This is a genomic window from Enhydrobacter aerosaccus (genome assembly GCF_900167455.1).
Taxonomy (GTDB): Bacteria; Pseudomonadota; Alphaproteobacteria; order Reyranellales; family Reyranellaceae; genus Reyranella; species Reyranella aerosaccus.
In genome coordinates this window covers 1-15,415 of record NZ_FUWJ01000007.1, presented here as the reverse complement: position 1 = coordinate 15,415, position 15,415 = coordinate 1, and the positions used below count along the sequence as shown (strand labels likewise).

The window sequence follows — 15,415 nt, the reverse complement described above, 5'->3', positions numbered from 1 at the left end:
CTCATAGGAGCGCGCCGCTCCCATGAAAAAGGGCCGGCGATGGCCGGCCCTTTGCGTTTCGTCCAGGACGAACGGCTTACTTGGCCGCCTGCACCATGATCTCGACCTTGAGGCCGGGCGCGGCGAGCTTTGCCTCGACGGTGGCGCGCGCGGGCGCATTGCCGGGGGAGACCCAGGCGTCCCATACCTCGTTCATCTGGCCCCAGGTCGCGATATCGGTCAGCCAGATGTTGGCCGACAGCACCTTCGACTTGTCGGTGCCGGCCTCGGCCAGGAACTTGTCGATCTTGGCCAGGATCTGCTTGGTCTGGCCCTTCACGTCGAGGCTGGAATCGTCCGCCGTCAGGCCAGCGAGATAGACCGTGTCGCCATGGACCACGGCGCTCGACATGCGCGGACCGGCGTTGATTCGCTTGATGCTCATTGCTCTCTCCTCGTGGCAGCGATGCCTGAAAACGGCGCGGACCTTAGCAGATCGTGTTATCCTGTTGAAAAAGAAACGGACGACCTTTTTTGCCCGACGCCGATCCTCAGAGTTTCGAAAGTCACGCCGACCACTCGCCCGCCTTACCCGTCCCCGCCAAGCGCCGCCGCCGCGTTTGGCCGTGGATCGTGGCCGCGATCGTCGTGTTGATCGGCGGCGGCGCGATCGCCTACTGGCAGTTCGCCGATCAGCCACCGCCCTGGTTCGTTGGCACTCCGATCTATACGGCGCGCACTGACATCACCGGCAATCGCCTCCTGGTGATCCACTCCAAGCTGCTCTACAGCGCCGACGGCAAGTATTCGGCGACGCGCACGGTCTATGAACACGGCAAGCCGCCCGCCGAGCAAAGCTACGCAGGCTCGTGGCGGCAGGACGGGCAGTGGATCTGCCTGCGCATGGACTGGAAGCCCGACCGGGAGTTCTGCAACACCTTCATCGAAACGGAGCAGGGCTGGATCGTGCTCAACAAGGGCGATGCGCGGACGACACCCGTCATGCTCGCCGCTCCGTCGCCGCCCTCCGAGCAGGATCTGGTTCCGCTGCCGCCCGGCGCGAGCTGCTCTTTCGCCGGCAGCACCGTGGCGCATGCGACTTCCGTGATGGCGTTCGAAGCATCGGTCGTGAACCCAGGTCAGTCCTGCAAGGCGGAGGTGCGCACCTGCACCGACGGCGAACTGTCCGGATCGTTCCCCTATGCGGTCTGCTCGGCTGCCATCGTGCTTCCCCTGCCGTCGAAGAAGCCGGCGCCACGGCGCTCGCCGCCGCGGCCGTGAACGGACTGGCGGCCTAGATCGCCGCCACGACCATGATCTCCACCTTCATGGCGGGATCGCTGAGTCTGGCCTCGACGGTCGCCCGCGCCGGCGCCTGGTCAGGCACGACCCAGGCATCCCACACCGCGTTCATGGCCGCGAAATCGCGGATATCGGCAAGCCAGATGGTGGCGGTCAGGATCTTCGACTTGTCGCTGCCGCCCTTGGCCAGCAGCGAGTCGATCTCCGCCAGCGTCTGCCTCACCTGGCTGGCGATGTCCGTGCCGGTGTCCTCGGGGATCATGCCCGAGCAGTAAATGCGGTTGCCCTTCACCACGGCCTCGCTCATGCGGGGGCCGGGATCGATTCGTCTGATGGCGCTCATGGCGCGAGCTTAGAGCATATTCCCGTCGGTATCGGAACGGCGCTCCGCACAACGGCTCGGCATGCGCTTGGCGCTTCCCGGGCCGGCGGTCCGCGATAAAGTCGCCGATGCGAGGTGATCGATGACCGATGAAGAGGCCGGCCGCGTCCGCGATTTCGTGGGCTACGGGCGCAATCCCCCCGACCCGCGCTGGCCGGGCGGCGCGCATGTCGCGGTCAATTTCGTCATCAACTACGAAGAGGGCGGCGAGTATGCCGTGCCGGATGGCGATCCCGCCTCCGAGACGGCGCTGACCGAAGGCTCGACCGCGGCGGTCAAGGGACGCGACCTCGGCGCCGAAAGCATGTTCGAGTACGGCAGCCGTGCCGGCTTCTGGCGCCTGCACCGCATCTTCGCCAAGCGCAAGCTGCCCTGCACCGTCTTCGCCATCGCCCGCGCCCTCGAACGCAATCCCGAGGCTTGCGCGGCGATGCGCGAAGCTGGATGGGACGTCGCCGGCCATGGCTACCGCTGGGAGATCCACGGCAACCTGACGCCCGATGTCGAGCGCCGTCAGATCGAGCGGGCTACCGAGAGCATCACCCGCACCATCGGCACGCGGCCGGCCGGCTGGTACAGCCGCTACGCGCCTTCGCTCCAGACGCGGACGCTGCTGCTCGACGCGGGCTACGAATACGACAGTGACGCTTACGACGACGAGCTGCCCTACTGGCGCAAGGTGGGACAGCGCCAGCAGCTCATCGTGCCCTACTCGCTGGTCCACAACGACGTGCGCTTCGCCCGCCAGGGCATGACCAGCGGCGACGAATACCTCGCCTACATCAGGAACGCGGTGCAGTGCGTGCTGGAGGAGGATCCGCCGCGCATGCTGAGCTTCGGCCTGCACGATCGCATCATCGGCCATCCCGGCCGCGCGTTCGGTCTCGCCCGCGTGCTCGACTGGCTGGCCGAGCAGCCGAAGGTGTGGGTCGCGCGCCGCGTCGACATCGCGCGGCACTGGAAGAAGGTTCATCCCGAGTCATGACTTCCCGCTCCCGTTCCGCGTCCCCGAAGCCCCCGTCCCCGAAGAAAGCCGCCGCGACCGGTCTTCCGCCCATCAAGCGGCCGCTGGACGGCATGCTCGTCCTCGATCTCGGGCAGATCTACAACGGCCCCTATTGCGGCCTGCAGCTCGCCTTCATGGGCGCGCGCGTGCTCAAGATCGAACCGCCGGAGGGCGACGTCGTGCGCCGCCGCAAGCGCGAGGTCGAGCCCTATCCGCTGGTGATGCTGAACTCCAACAAGGAGTCGGTCGTGCTCGACCTCAAGCAACCGCGCGGCAAGGAGATCTTCCTGGCGCTGGTCGAAAAGGCCGACGTGCTGATCGAGAACTTCGCCGCCGGCGTCATGGATCGTCTCGGATTGGGCTGGGACGTGCTGCACAAGCTCAATCCGCGCCTGGTCTATGGCGGCAGTTCCGGCTTCGGCCTCGACGGTCCCTATCGCGATCTTCCCGCCATGGACGTCACCGTGCAGGCGATGAGCGGCATCACCAACGCCACAGGCGATGCCGACGGGCCGCCGACCAAGGCGGGCGCGGCGGTGTGCGACTTCCTGGCCGGCATCCATCTCTGCGCCGGTATCCTCGGGGCGCTGGTGCAGCGCGAGCGCACTGGCGAAGGACAACGCGTCGAGGTCGCCATGCACGAGGCCGGCGCCATCTCGATCGCCTCGGCGCTGGGCGCGGTGATGGACGGCGACACCAACGTCCCGCACCGCACCGGCAACCGCCATCCCGCGCTCGCGATCGCGCCCTACAACACCTATCCCTGCAGCGACGGCTATGTCGCGATCTTCACCTCGGCCGAGCGGCACTGGCACTCGATGTGCCGGATGCTGGGGCGGCCCGACCTGCTCGAGAACCCCGATTATTCGACGACGCCGGGCCGCGCGAAGCACATGGACGAGATCGATGCGCTGGTGTCGGCCTGGACGCTGCCGCGGACCAAGGACGAGGTGCTGAAGCTTCTGAATGAGGCGCATGTTCCCTGCGCGCCGGTCAAGACCGCGCGCGAGGTCGCCTACGATCCGCATCTCGAGGCGCGCGGCTTCTGGGTCGATGTCGATCATCCCCGGCGCGGCAGGACACGCGTGCCGATCTCGCCGATCCGCCTCCACACCGGCGGCAAGTCGGAGATCAGGCGGCCGGCGCCGACGCTGGGGCAGCATACCGACGCCGCCCTCGGCGACATTCTGGGCCTGCCCGCCGCCGAGCTCGCCAGCCTGCGCGCCGAGGGCGTCACGGTGCCGGTGACGGAGAAGAAGGGGACGGAGAAGAAGAAGGCGTAACCGGGAGCGCGCGACTCCAGCAACCACAGGAGGAAGCCAATGACGATCATCGACAGTCAGGTTCACGCCTACGAAGCCAACACGCCGAAGCGGCCCTGGGCCAGCGTGCCGAACTGGCCGCCGCATGTGACGGGCGACGAGATGGTCGCGGCGATGGACAAGGTCGGCGTCGACGGCGCGATCTTCGTCTCGGCCTTCTCGCTCTACCAGTACGACGCGAGCTACGCCGTCGAGGTGCAGCGCCAGCACCCGGGACGCCTGGCGATCGTCAAGCCAGTCGATCCCGACAATCCGGCGGTGGCCGACGTGATCGCCGAGTGGAAGAAGCAGCCGGGCGCGGTCGCCATCCGCATCTTCCTGCGCGAGGAGAACCCGCGCGCGCCCGACGATCCCGGCTTCGACCGCGTTCTCAAGGCCGCGGTGCAGCACGATTTCCCGGTCAACTTCCTGTGCTGGGGCAAGATCGAGGACGGCACGAAGCTGATCGACCGCCACCCCAACGTGCGCTTCGTCCTCGACCATATGGGGCTGCTGCAGCCACGCGTGCCGCCGGCGCCGCCGCAGCCCTGGGCCGACCTGCCGAAGGTGCTGGAACTCGCCAAGCGGCCGAACGTGGTGATCAAGGTCAGCGGCGCCTGCACCCTGTCGAAGCAACCCTATCCCTTCCCCGACATCTGGGACCCGCTCGCCCGAATCTTCGATGCCTGGGGCTTCGAACGTTGCCTGTGGGGCACCGACTGGACCCGCGCCTTCGCGGTCGTGAACTACGAGCAGGCGGTGAAGCCGTTCCTGGAGACCAAGCGCCTCAGCGACTCCGAGCGCGCGATGCTGATGGGTGGCGCCTGCGCCAAGGCCTATCACTGGTCGCCGAAGCGGTAGAAAGCGCGCCTCCCCATTCAGATGGGGAGGTGTCGGCCTCATAGGCCGACGGAGGGGTCATGATTGACCGCGGCGCCATGACCCCATCGCCCCTTCGGGGCACTTCCCCATTTGAATGGGGAAGAAACGAAGCCGCGAACCGCGTGATTGATGGACGTGAAGGCTTCCAGGTCGGCCTTGCTCTCGGCCGAGCTCCAGAATGCTGATGGGCGGCGCCTGCGCCAGGGCCTGTCGCTGGTCGCCGAGCCGCCCGTCGGGCCGATCGTCAGGCCGTCGACCGCACCAGCTTGCCGGGGCGCGCCCCGGTCTCCTCGCCTTTCTCGAAGATCGGCACGCCCGAGCAGATCGTCATGTCGTAGCCGTCGACCTCCTGGACGAGTCGGCGGCCCCCGGCCGGCAAGTCGAAGATCATCTTCGGCGAATAGAGATGCAGGCCGTCGAAGTCGATGACGTTCACATCGGCCTTCTTGCCCGGCTGCAGCCGGCCGCGGTCGTGGAACCCATAGAAATCGGCCGTGCTGCTGGTCATGCGGCGGACGGCGAATTCCAGCGGCAGACGCGGCCCGCGCGTGCGATCGCGCACCCAGTGGGCCAGCATGGTGGTGTTGAGCGAGGCATCGCAGATCACGCCGCAATGCGCGCCGCCGTCGGACAGGCCGAGGATGGTGTGCGGATCCTCGATCATCTCGCGCACCACTTCGAGATCGCCATGCACGTAGTTGGTGACCGGGAAATAGACCATGCGCTGCCCGTCGCCGCCGACCAGATAGTCGTAGCAATACTCGGCCGGTGTAACGCCGGCCGCCGCCGCCATGGCGTCGACGCTGCGTTCCGGTGCGGGCTCGTAGTCCGGCGTCTCGCCCAGCAGGTACATGCGGTCCCAGCGCGTCGCGATCTGGCGCGACAGCGGCGGCAGCACCTCGAGCAGCCGCGGCGAGGCCTCCTGCGACAGGATCAGGCGACGCATCGCAGGATCGCGCAGCTTCGCCAGCATCTCGGCCGGCGGCAGCCTGGAGATGTCGGCGAAGGCCTCGCGCAGCGCGAAGGGATTGAGCGAGGTGTTGAGGCCGAGCGTCAGCCCGACCGGCCGACCCGCGACCTGGGCATAGAGCGGCAGGTTGTCGGCGCGCGCGGCCCGGACGCCGTCCATCAGGCGGCGATAGCGCTCGGGGTCGTAGCTCCGGTCGGTGAGCAGGAACCAGACCGGCCGGCCGCTGTCCTTCGCGACCTGGCGCAGCCAGCCGAACTCGGCCGCCTCGTCCTCGAAGTCGGACAACATGCCGAAGGTGCCGCGCCCGGCGCGGCCCATCGCCTTGCCGATGGCGATCAGCTCCTCATGCTCGGCGTAGCGCCCGGGCACGAGGTCGCCGGCCAGCGTCTTGTGCTGGTCGGTGCGGCTGGTGGTGAAGCCGACGGCGCCGGCCTTCAGCGCCTCCTCGGTCAGCCGGGCCATCGTCTCGATGTCCTCGGCCGTGGCGTTCTCGCGGGCGATCGCGCGCTCGCCCATGGCATAGACGCGCAGCGGATGATGCGCGAGCTGGGCGCCGATATCGATGGTGCGCGGCAGCCGGGCGAGCGCATCGAGATAATCGGGGAAGCTCTCCCAATCCCACTTGAGGCCCTCGGACAGCACGATGCCCGGGATGTCCTCGACGCCCTCCATGAGCTCGATCAGCGCCTTCTGGTGCCGCGGCCGCACCGGCGCGAAGCCGACGCCGCAATTGCCGAACACGACGGTCGTGGCGCCGTGCCAGGAGGATGGCGCCAGCACCGGATCCCAGGTCGCCTGGCCGTCATAGTGGGTGTGCACGTCGACCCAGCCGGGCGTGACGAGACGGCCGTCGGCCTTGACCTCGCGCCGGCCCGGTCCGGCCTTGCCGCCGACCTGGGCGATCGTGCCGCCGGAGAGGGCGACGTCGCCCTGGACCGCCGGCGCTCCCGTGCCGTCGACGATGGTGCCGCCGCGGATGACGATGTCATGCATGGTCCGCCCCGTCCTGTTCTGCGAATGGAACCACGAGCTTTCCACACCTCGCCGAGCGCGGAAAGCCCGCCATTCCGCACGCCAGTCGTGAGCGCCTAGGCCTCGGAGGAGCACGCAGCAACTGCGCGCCCAAGCGAGGGATCCCGCCTCGGTCGGGTGTTGGCAGGGATCCTTCGCTGCGCTCAGGATGACACCGCCTTCTTGCGAAACACCCAACCACCCGACAGGTCGAGGACGGCGTTGGCGGATGACACCGCCTTCTTGTGAAACACCCAACCACCCGACAGGTCGAGGACGGCGTTGGCGGATGACACCGCCTTCTTGCGAAACACCCAGCCACCCGACAGGTCGAGGACGGCGTTGGCGGATGACACCGCCTTCTTGTGAAACACCCAGCCACCCCGACCGTGTCATCCTGAGCGCAGCGAAGGATCCCTGATCGACGCAGCCAGAGATCCCTCCCTACGGTTGGGATGACACAGTCCGGGTGGTTAGGCGTCAGGCCCGCTCCCGGATGTCCGAGAACTCTATCTTCGGGCTTTTCTCGGCGATCAGGTCGAGGACGGCGTTGGCGGATGACACCGCCTTCTTGTGAAACACCCAGCCACCCCGACCGTGTCATCCTGAGCGCAGCGAAGGATCCCTGATCGACGCAGCCAGAGATCCCTCCCTGTGGTCGGGATGACACAGTCCGGGTGGTTAGGCGTCAGGCCCGTTCGCGGATGTCCGAGAACTTTATCTTCGGGCTTTTCTCGGCGATGTAGCCCAGTTCCCAGGCGTTGCGGGCGAGGAAGACCGGGGAGCCGTCGCGGTCCTCCGACATGCCGCCGCGGTTGGCGGACATGAAGGCTTCCAGGTCGGCCTTGCTCTCGGCCGAGATCCAGCGCGCCGTCTCGAACGGCGCCGGCTCGAGATCGATATGCACGCCGTACTCGGCCTCGACGCGGGTCTTGAGCACGTCGAGCTGCAGTTCGCCCACCACGCCGACGATATTGTCGCCGCCGATGACGCGGCGGAACACCTGCGTCACGCCCTCCTCGGCCAGGTCGTCGAGCGCGCGCCGCAACTGCTTGGACTTCATCGGATCCTCCAGCCGCACGCGACGCAGGATCTCCGGCGCGAAGTTGGGGATGCCGGTGATCTTGACGGTCTCGCCCTCGGTCAGCGTGTCGCCGACCCGCAGCACGCCGTGGTTGGGAATGCCGATGATGTCGCCCGGCCAGGCCTCGTCGACGATCTCGCGCTCACGGGCGAAGAACAGGATCGGCGAGTTCACCGACAGCGTCTTGCCGGTGCCCATCTGCGAAAGCTTCATGCCGCGGCGGAACTTGCCGCTGCACAGCCGCAGGAAGGCGATGCGGTCGCGATGGTTGGGATCCATGTTGGCCTGGACCTTGAACACGAAGCCGGTGACCTTGCCCTCGGTCGGCGCGATGGCGCGCGGCTCGGCCGGCTGCGGGCGCGGCGGCGGCGCCCAGGCGGCCAGCGCATCGAGCAGCTCGCGGACGCCGAAATTGTTGTAGGCCGAGCCGAAGAACACCGGCGACAGATGGCCGGCGCGATAGGAGTCGAGATCGAAGGTGGGGTAGCCGCCGCGCACCAGCTCCACCTCCTCGGCGAGCTTGTCGTACTGGTCCTTCGGCAGGGCGGCCGCCAGCTTCGGATCGTCGATGCCCTCGCACTTCATCACCTCGCCGATGCGCTCGCGATGGCTGGCGTCGAACACCAGCATGCGGTCGTGGGCGAGATCGTAGGTGCCCTTGAAGTTCTGGCCCGAGCCGACCGGCCAGCTCATGGGCGTGATGTCGAGCGCCAGCGTGGAGGCGATCTCGTCCAGGAGCTCGATCGGGTCCTTGGACTCGCGATCCATTTTGTTGATGAAGGTGACGATCGGCACGTCGCGCAGGCGGCAGATCTCGAACAGCTTGCGCGTGCGCGCCTCGATGCCCTTGGCGGCGTCGATCACCATCACCGCCGAATCGACCGCCGTCAGCGTGCGATAGGTGTCCTCGGAGAAGTCCTCGTGGCCCGGCGTATCCAGAAGGTTGAAGACCGCGCCGCCATATTCGAAATGCATCACCGAGGTGGTGACCGAGATGCCGCGCTGCTGCTCGATCTTCATCCAGTCCGAGCGCGCCCGCCGCGCCTCGCCGCGCGCCTTCACGGCACCGGCGACATGGATGGCGCCGCCGAACAGCAGCAGCTTCTCGGTCAGCGTCGTCTTGCCGGCGTCCGGATGCGAGATGATGGCGAACGTGCGCCGCAGCCCGGCGGGATGCCCGGCCAGGGCGGTATCAAGCGCGGTAGCGCTAACTGCGGTAACTGCGGAATCGGGCACTTCAGGGGACCTGTCGGGGGAGGCGCGAGGGGGTAGCGGACGGGGACGCAGGCGTCAACGCCCGGCCCTCCCCGCGCGGTCGGATGGGGTAGTTACCGCGCGGTAATCGTTTAAGAAACGGAAATTTAACGGGAGCGCCGGCCAGCGTGGAGATCGGATGGAGCATGCTCGGCAGAATACGCCTGTGAGGGCAGGAGGGACGATTATGGTCACCTACGACTCTGCGGTCCCTCCCCTCTTCTTCCCTCCTCGCTCCCGCTTGGCGAAGACGTTGGATGAGGTATCGACACACGTCGTCATCACGCGGAGCCAAACGGTCGACCACTCCCTTACCAAGGGAGTGGATCGTTGTTGCAAAACAAAGGCTTATCTCATCATTTCCCCGGTATCCCCGAGAAAGCGGCTAAAAGAGTCGTTGTGAGGGAGAGTGCGCCGTAAAACCAGCATATCGCCGAGGCGGCGAAGATTAGAACTGAGAGGATATTGGAGATCGTAGCTCGGCTGGAGGCTGTCGCCTGTTCTGCTGCCAGCCATTTGTCAGTAGCGGCGCGCCAATCCTTATCGAACTCAAATTCGACACCCTTCAACCACTCGGTGTCCCGGCGGGCTTGATCAAAATAGAACTTGGCGTGGCTTGCATAGTTGAAATGGGCAGTCACAGCGATCACCACACCCAAAGCAGCACCTAAAGCAAAGGCCGCCGCCGGCCAGAACTGATGGGCCAGCCAGCTCTTGTCTGGCACGAGTGGTGCTATGACGATCAAGGCGCCGAGACCACCTGCATTGCCGATAACCATATAGTTTATGACTGTCTTGCCGAAGTCGGCAGCTGCCTTGGCCGCCTCGACTGCGATGGTCTGCGACGGCTTCACCAGCTTATCGAATTTTGTGACGTAACGGTCTTGCGCATCCTTGAACTGAGAGTCCGGCATGCCAATGGGGGCGTGGGGCGCTGGAGGCAGCGCCCCGATGGCCTTTTTGAATGGCCAACGTTCTTTGAACCAAACCAGCATCGTCAGCTACTCTTCCTCACCTTCGGTCCGACCTCGGCCGATTCAATCACTCGATAGCACAGCGTCGTTCTCACGCTGGCATGGCGTACCATTCAGTAGCATCAAAGCGCCGGCTTCTCATTCAAGGAGAAGTTGTTCTCATACTCGCTCAATATTCTCTCGACCTCATCAATTCGGTAGTAGTGCTCAGCCGTCTTGGCGTTCGGTCCGTCTTTTCTCGCTTTCTCATCGGACACAGCACGTGGAACCAGAAAGATGCGTCGCGGTTTATCTCCTTCACATTTCAAAAGGACGATGGCCAGCCAGTCGAAGTTGTCACGGACGTTGTAGGTGACAAATTTTCCGCTGCCTTTTGCATAAGTCCGGGCCTTCACGGAGATGCGGAGTGGATTCGGTTCAGCTTCTCGTTGCGCGATCAGATCGTAGTGTGGCCAATTGTCGGGCACCTTGAGCGTGGGCACACCGGCAAGTGTTACTTCAGCGGCTACCAGCATCTCGCAAGCGTCACCAAGCTGTTTGGAAGTGTAGGGTCTCATCGAAAACATTCCCTTTGCGCTAGGCTAGACGATAACTCAATAGGGGAAGAGCAACGGCCTTCGATATCAGCGTTGGAAATGTCCGGATTGCAACCCACTACTTGCAGCTCGGCCGCTTGCTTTAAGTCGCGATCGCCGCTCATGACTTCTCGCGACCGTTTACGTTCTGCCGGCCCGATGGCGAGTTCTGGCGCCAGTGGGAAATTACGTGGGAGTTCCCGACGCTCACGGGCCGAAGGAAGCGGTTAGCCCAAGCCGCAGCGAGCGGGGCGGCGATAGGCGTCGCGAGTGTGTCTGAGGGGTGTCTGGAGGCCACTGGCGGCCTTTTCTTTTGGGAGTTCGGTAGAGGTTGTGGCAGGATTTCAGCGGGAGATTGTGGGGAGATAATGAATGCCACGAGCCGCACGCTTGAAAATCCATGGGGAAGGCGGCGCTGAAGTTGCGCTTATTAGTGATTACCTGCGGGACCTAGAGGGTGCGTACAATTCATTGATCGCCTTTGAAAGTGTGATGGTAGATCATTTCTACGATGACTGGCGTTTGGCGTATCTACCACGCAATCGAATTGGCAGGCGGAGGACTGGTCGCCCTGTTGCGAACATCCTATTCACTGCCGAAGAAGTTGAAAGCACTGTGCCATCTGCGGAGACGCTGGTGATGGCAGCAGTACACCTTGCTTCGCCCGGCATCTGGGAGTTCTTGGGCAGCCTCAATGCGTTGGAAGTGATCCGTAAATATTTGCACGACAGGCACGAGCGTCGAAAGGATAAGGCGTATCGAGAAAGTGCAGATCAACGGCGATTGGAGCTAGATAACCTCCACAAAGAAAATGTTGTCATAGCCGAGCGCATCCGCCTCGCTAAGGATTTAGGGGCGACTAACCGGGACCTTGCCCCCATCCTCAATCAATTGATCGGACAACCTCTGAGGCGATTAGACAGATACCAAGACAAGGGCCTCATCGGGGATGCCGAGATAGCCGAAGAGAAATAGCTGAGGGTACATGAGCCGAATAGGGGCGCTGAGGACCGGTGATAATTGATATTAGAAAGCCCCTCGAAGGAGCCCCTGGCCTTCTTCTCCTAGCCGCCCTTGTGCTCTTCGGCGCGACCATCGGCGTATCGCTCGCGTTGATATTCTCTTGGGTGGAGATGAAGGACAGCCTCGCGAACTTCCTCGGGGGCGTTGTGGGCGCGGGGCTGGGCGCGGGCCTCGCTGTCTTCGGTGCTGTCTATATCCAGCGGCGAGAGCGGCGGGATGCACTTGTGCCGGCTGCGACCGAGTTAATTATTAGATTGGAGGAACTTCAGCGCGATACGTTCACATTGACAATAGCGCTTGAGAATCCCTCACCGGACAATCTGCAATATAGCGTGCAGTATCAGCGCTACATCGCGGTGGCATCTGGAATGCGCGAGCGCTACCGGTCTCTGCCATTCATGTTTGACCTGGGGCAAGACATAAATACAAAGCTCGAACGCCTAAAGATGGATGGCCAGATTACTATGGAGGCGATACGCCAAGACCTGACAGACCCAAGCCTCTCTCCAGAGGTGCAGCACCAGCGCAGCGGTAGGGCGGCGCGCTTGCTGGTGGCTAAGATGGACGAATTGTTGAGCTTCCTCGGGAAGAGCTTTGGGGTGCGTACTACGACGTTTGCCGATCAGTTAATCGGGCTACGCCCGACGGATGCCAAAAGCGGACCCTAGGGGTCACAATCTCCTGCCTATTCAACTCGGTAGCGATTGCCGAAAACGACAGATCAACATTAACGCGTGCGATCACGCATTTGCAGCCCTCATCTCAGCCTTGATGCGCTGAACGGTGCCGGAGCCCACGTGAAACTCACTGGCAATCTTCAGTATTCCCTTGTCGCCCTTCCGGATACGCTCTTCTACCTTCTCATCAATCTTGGGGCGACCGAACTTGACGCCATTCGCTCGGGCTCGCCTGAAGCCTACCCCAGCCGATGAAGGACGATGCCGCCTCTCTCTCGGCCCAATGGAGAAACAATGATCGCCGATGGATTGCACGACGTACCCGACGACAGGATCGCTGCTGTCGTCACGTCGCTTCAGATGATGGCGCGGCCGGCGCCGCGGCCGGAGATCGAGGGGCCGTGGCGGCTGGAGCGCCTCGTGCAGCCGGACGCCGAGGCCTATCGCGCGATCTACCGGAAGATCGGCGACGAGTGGTTGTGGTTCTCGCGCATCCTGATGGCGGATGAGGAATTGCTCGCGATCATCCGGCATCCCGAGGTCGAGATTTATGCCCTCAAGGTCGGCGACGATGTGGAGGGCCTGCTGGAACTCGACTTCCGCGTGCCGGGCGAAGCCGAGCTGGGCTTCTTCGGCGTCGGGTCGTCGCTGGTCGGCGGCGGCGCCGCGCGCTGGATGATGAACCGTGCCCTGGAGCTTGCCTGGAACCGCCCGATCAATCGCTTCTGGGTCCATACCTGCACCCTGGACCATCCGGGCGCGCTGGCCTTCTACATCCGCACCGGATTCGTGCCGTTCAAGCGGCAGATCGAGATCGAGCCGGATCCTCGCCTGCGCGGCGTCTCGATGGCGTCGCTCGGGCGGACGCCGCTGCTGGCGCGGTAGGGGCGGCTTCCGAGGTACCGCTTCGAGCGCTTGCGCGCGAAGCCAGCGCCCCCTCACCTAGCCTCTCCCCCGAAGGGGGAGAGGAACCTGAAGGGAAAAGAAGGCGAGGAACTTGAGAGAGTTCTAGCCGCCCAGTTCCTCTTTCAGCATCTCCAGCTCCAGCCACTCCGTCTCCGCGGCGTCGAGTTCGGCCTGGGCGGCGGCGAGGCGGGTGGACTTGGCGGCGAAGGCCTTGGGGTCGCGGGTGTAGAGGCTGCCGTCGGCCAGCGCGTCGTTGAGGGCGGCCATCTCGGCGTGAAGCGCTTCCATCTTCTTCGGCAGTTCGGCCAGCGCGCGTTCACGCTTGTAGCCGAGGCGCTGCTTGGGCGCGGCGTTCTCGCGCGGCGGCGCGGGCTTGTCCTTGCGCGCGGCGGATGAAGCTGTCGCCGGCGTCTCGCGCGGGCCGCGCTGGGCGAGATAGTCGCTGTAGCCGCCGGCATATTCGGTCGCGGTGCCGTCGCCTTCGAGCGCGATGGTCGAGGTCACGAGCCGGTCGAGGAAATCGCGGTCGTGGCTCACCAGCAGCACGGTGCCGTCGTAGTCGCTCAGCGCCTCCTGCAGGAGGTCGAGCGTGTCGGCGTCGAGGTCGTTGGTGGGCTCGTCGAGCACCAGCATGTTGGAGGGCGCGGCCAGCGCCTTGGCCAGCAGCAGGCGGTTGCGCTCGCCGCCCGACAGGGTGCGCACGGGCTGGCGCGCCTGCTCGTCGCGGAACAGGTATTCGCGCAGATAGGTCATGACGTGGCGTTGCTGGCCGCGCACCAGCACGTGGTCGTTGCGGTCGGCCAGAATCTCCCACGGCGTCTTGTCGGGATCGAGCGCGAGGCGGCGCTGGTCGATCACCACCGGCATCAGGTTAGCGCCAAGCTTCACCGAGCCGGTGTCGGGCTCGATCTCGCCGATCAGCATGCGCAGCAGCGTCGTCTTGCCGGCGCCGTTGGGGCCGATCAGGCCGACGCGGTCGCGGCGGAAGATGCGGGTCGAGAAATCCTCGACGATCACCCGGTCGCCGAAGCGCTTGGAGATGTTGCGCGCGGTGATGGCGAGGCTGCCGGACTGCTCGGCGCTGCCGGTCTCGATCACGGCGCGGCCGACGGGGCCGATCTGCTGGCGGCGCTGCTTGCGCAACTCGCCCAGCGCGCGCAGGCGGCCTTCGTTGCGCGTGCGCCGCGCGCGGATGCTCTTGCCGGCCCATTCGGTCTCGCGCTCGATCAGCCGGTCGAGCTTGTGCCGCTCGGTCGCCTCGCGCTCGAGGATGTCGGACGACCATTCGTCGAAGGCGTCATAGCCCTTGTCGAGGCGGCGCACGATGCCGCGATCGAGCCACAGCACGGCGCGCGTGAGGGTGGAGAGGAAGCGGCGATCGTGGCTCACCAGCACATAGGCGCCCTTCCAGGCGCCGAGCTTCGCCTCCAGCCATTCGATGGTCGGCAGGTCGAGATGGTTGGTCGGCTCGTCGAGCAGCATGACATCCGGCTCGGCCACCAGCGCACGGGCGAGCGCGGCACGGCGTGCCTCGCCGCCGGAGAGGTGCATGGGATCGCGCGCGCCGTCGAGCCTCATCTCCTCGAGCAGCGCCTCGACCCGGTAGTCGGAGGGGCCGAGCGAATCGGCGAGCGCCGAGGCGACGTAGTGGGCGACGCTGGCATGGCCGCTGAAGTCCGGTTCCTGCGGCAGGGTGGCGATGGTGACGCCGGGCTGGGCGAAGCGCGTGCCGCCGTCGGCGATCGGCTCCCCGGCCAGGATGCGCAAGAGCGTCGACTTGCCGGCGCCGTTGCGGCCGACCAGCGACAGCCGCTCGCCGGGTGCGATCGAGAGATCGACGCCGTCGAGGATCGGCTGGCCGCCGAGGTGATAGCGGATGCCGCTCAGGGCCAGGAGAGGAGGAGGTGCCATGACTCGCGCGATATAGGGGGCCGCGTGTCATGGCGGAAGCCGCCCGCCTCGGCAAGGGGCGGTTGCGGCAGGTGACCGACGACATTCCTTGGACTCCTCTCCCCCGCAAGGGGGAGAGGAATATGAAAGCGTCGACACCCTTCGGACTCCTCTCCCCCGCGAGGGGGGAGAGGCGGGG

At 65.2% G+C, this 15,415-nt stretch carries 15 protein-coding genes; 7 read left to right on the top strand and 8 right to left on the bottom strand.

All coding sequences use genetic code 11. The annotated features are described in order from the left end of the window. Window positions 1–76 precede the first annotated feature (76 nt). Window positions 77–424 carry a RidA family protein gene (locus B5D62_RS21620; protein WP_085936035.1) on the bottom strand — a complete coding sequence of 116 codons (348 nt, stop codon included), beginning with the start codon at window positions 422–424 and terminating at the stop codon, window positions 77–79. A 188-nt stretch (window positions 425–612) separates the two neighbouring features. Here B5D62_RS21620 and B5D62_RS21615 point away from each other — a divergent pair, with 188 nt between their 5' ends. Next, window positions 613–1,260: a hypothetical protein gene (locus tag B5D62_RS21615; RefSeq protein ID WP_139374013.1), complete on the top strand. Its 648-nt coding sequence runs from the start codon at window positions 613–615 to the stop codon at window positions 1,258–1,260. Window positions 1,261–1,273: 13 nt separating this feature from the next. On the opposite strand, the gene B5D62_RS21610 is transcribed toward B5D62_RS21615, so the two are convergent. Beyond that, window positions 1,274–1,624, bottom strand: a complete 351-nt coding sequence (locus B5D62_RS21610) for a RidA family protein (RefSeq protein ID WP_085936033.1) — start codon at window positions 1,622–1,624, stop codon at window positions 1,274–1,276. A 121-nt stretch (window positions 1,625–1,745) separates the two neighbouring features. On the opposite strand from B5D62_RS21610, the gene B5D62_RS21605 reads away from it, so the two are divergent. From B5D62_RS21605 to B5D62_RS21595, 3 genes are read left to right on the top strand one after another with little or no spacing between them, the layout of a single operon-like run. After that, on the top strand, window positions 1,746–2,648 hold the full coding sequence (locus tag B5D62_RS21605) for a polysaccharide deacetylase family protein (RefSeq protein WP_085936032.1): 903 nt from the start codon (window positions 1,746–1,748) through the stop codon (window positions 2,646–2,648). Further along, window positions 2,645–3,952, top strand: a complete 1,308-nt coding sequence (locus B5D62_RS21600; RefSeq protein ID WP_085936031.1) for a CaiB/BaiF CoA transferase family protein — start codon at window positions 2,645–2,647, stop codon at window positions 3,950–3,952. The genes B5D62_RS21605 and B5D62_RS21600 overlap by 4 nt, the downstream gene beginning before the upstream one ends. Window positions 3,953–3,991: 39 nt before the next feature. After that, window positions 3,992–4,831 carry an amidohydrolase family protein gene (locus tag B5D62_RS21595; protein WP_085936030.1) on the top strand — a complete coding sequence of 280 codons (840 nt, stop codon included), beginning with the start codon at window positions 3,992–3,994 and terminating at the stop codon, window positions 4,829–4,831. A 265-nt stretch (window positions 4,832–5,096) separates the two neighbouring features. Here the strand turns inward: B5D62_RS21595 and B5D62_RS21590 are convergent, their stop codons facing one another. From B5D62_RS21590 to B5D62_RS21570, 5 genes are all read right to left on the bottom strand, one after another. Next, window positions 5,097–6,815, bottom strand: coding sequence for an N-acyl-D-amino-acid deacylase family protein (locus B5D62_RS21590; RefSeq protein WP_085936029.1), 1,719 nt, complete (start codon window positions 6,813–6,815; stop codon window positions 5,097–5,099). Between the two features lie 182 nt (window positions 6,816–6,997). Beyond that, complete coding sequence (locus B5D62_RS21585) at window positions 6,998–7,207, bottom strand: hypothetical protein (RefSeq protein WP_085936028.1); 210 nt, start codon at window positions 7,205–7,207, stop codon at window positions 6,998–7,000. 314 nt (window positions 7,208–7,521) lie between these two features. Next, complete coding sequence (locus tag B5D62_RS21580) at window positions 7,522–9,102, bottom strand: peptide chain release factor 3 (RefSeq protein WP_085936240.1); 1,581 nt, start codon at window positions 9,100–9,102, stop codon at window positions 7,522–7,524. Between the two features lie 425 nt (window positions 9,103–9,527). Next, window positions 9,528–10,166 (bottom strand): hypothetical protein, encoded by a 639-nt coding sequence (locus B5D62_RS21575; RefSeq protein ID WP_085936027.1) that lies wholly within the window; start codon window positions 10,164–10,166, stop codon window positions 9,528–9,530. A 101-nt stretch (window positions 10,167–10,267) separates the two neighbouring features. Beyond that, window positions 10,268–10,702 (bottom strand): hypothetical protein, encoded by a 435-nt coding sequence (locus B5D62_RS21570; protein WP_218191197.1) that lies wholly within the window; start codon window positions 10,700–10,702, stop codon window positions 10,268–10,270. Window positions 10,703–11,092: 390 nt separating this feature from the next. On the opposite strand from B5D62_RS21570, the gene B5D62_RS21565 reads away from it, so the two are divergent. The 3 genes from B5D62_RS21565 (at window position 11,093) to B5D62_RS21555 (ending at window position 13,305) form a co-directional block, all read left to right on the top strand. Then, the gene (locus tag B5D62_RS21565; RefSeq protein WP_085936025.1) at window positions 11,093–11,695 is read left to right on the top strand and encodes a hypothetical protein; all 603 of its coding nucleotides are present in this window, start codon (window positions 11,093–11,095) and stop codon (window positions 11,693–11,695) included. 38 nt (window positions 11,696–11,733) lie between these two features. Further along, window positions 11,734–12,411, top strand: a complete 678-nt coding sequence (locus tag B5D62_RS21560) for a hypothetical protein (RefSeq protein WP_085936024.1) — start codon at window positions 11,734–11,736, stop codon at window positions 12,409–12,411. Between the two features lie 303 nt (window positions 12,412–12,714). After that, a complete protein-coding gene (locus B5D62_RS21555; protein WP_085936023.1) occupies window positions 12,715–13,305 on the top strand; it encodes a GNAT family N-acetyltransferase in 591 nt (196 codons plus the stop codon). A 123-nt stretch (window positions 13,306–13,428) separates the two neighbouring features. Here the strand turns inward: B5D62_RS21555 and B5D62_RS21550 are convergent, their stop codons facing one another. Further along, a complete protein-coding gene (locus B5D62_RS21550; RefSeq protein WP_085936022.1) occupies window positions 13,429–15,237 on the bottom strand; it encodes an ABC-F family ATP-binding cassette domain-containing protein in 1,809 nt (602 codons plus the stop codon). Window positions 15,238–15,415 lie beyond the last annotated feature (178 nt).

Excerpts from the sequence above, each read along its gene's own strand:
- B5D62_RS21620 (WP_085936035.1), bottom strand. The coding sequence starts at position 424 with ATGAGCATCAAGCGAATCAACGCCGGTCCGCGCATGTCGAGCGCCGTG.
- B5D62_RS21610 (WP_085936033.1), bottom strand. The coding sequence starts at position 1,624 with ATGAGCGCCATCAGACGAATCGATCCCGGCCCCCGCATGAGCGAGGCC.
- B5D62_RS21605 (WP_085936032.1), top strand. The coding sequence starts at position 1,746 with ATGACCGATGAAGAGGCCGGCCGCGTCCGCGATTTCGTGGGCTACGGG.
- B5D62_RS21600 (WP_085936031.1), top strand. The coding sequence starts at position 2,645 with ATGACTTCCCGCTCCCGTTCCGCGTCCCCGAAGCCCCCGTCCCCGAAG.
- B5D62_RS21595 (WP_085936030.1), top strand. The coding sequence starts at position 3,992 with ATGACGATCATCGACAGTCAGGTTCACGCCTACGAAGCCAACACGCCG.
- B5D62_RS21590 (WP_085936029.1), bottom strand. The coding sequence starts at position 6,815 with ATGCATGACATCGTCATCCGCGGCGGCACCATCGTCGACGGCACGGGA.
- B5D62_RS21575 (WP_085936027.1), bottom strand. The coding sequence starts at position 10,166 with ATGCTGGTTTGGTTCAAAGAACGTTGGCCATTCAAAAAGGCCATCGGG.
- B5D62_RS21570 (WP_218191197.1), bottom strand. The coding sequence starts at position 10,702 with ATGAGACCCTACACTTCCAAACAGCTTGGTGACGCTTGCGAGATGCTG.
- B5D62_RS21565 (WP_085936025.1), top strand. The coding sequence starts at position 11,093 with ATGCCACGAGCCGCACGCTTGAAAATCCATGGGGAAGGCGGCGCTGAA.
- B5D62_RS21555 (WP_085936023.1), top strand. The coding sequence starts at position 12,715 with ATGATCGCCGATGGATTGCACGACGTACCCGACGACAGGATCGCTGCT.
- B5D62_RS21550 (WP_085936022.1), bottom strand. The coding sequence starts at position 15,237 with ATGGCACCTCCTCCTCTCCTGGCCCTGAGCGGCATCCGCTATCACCTC.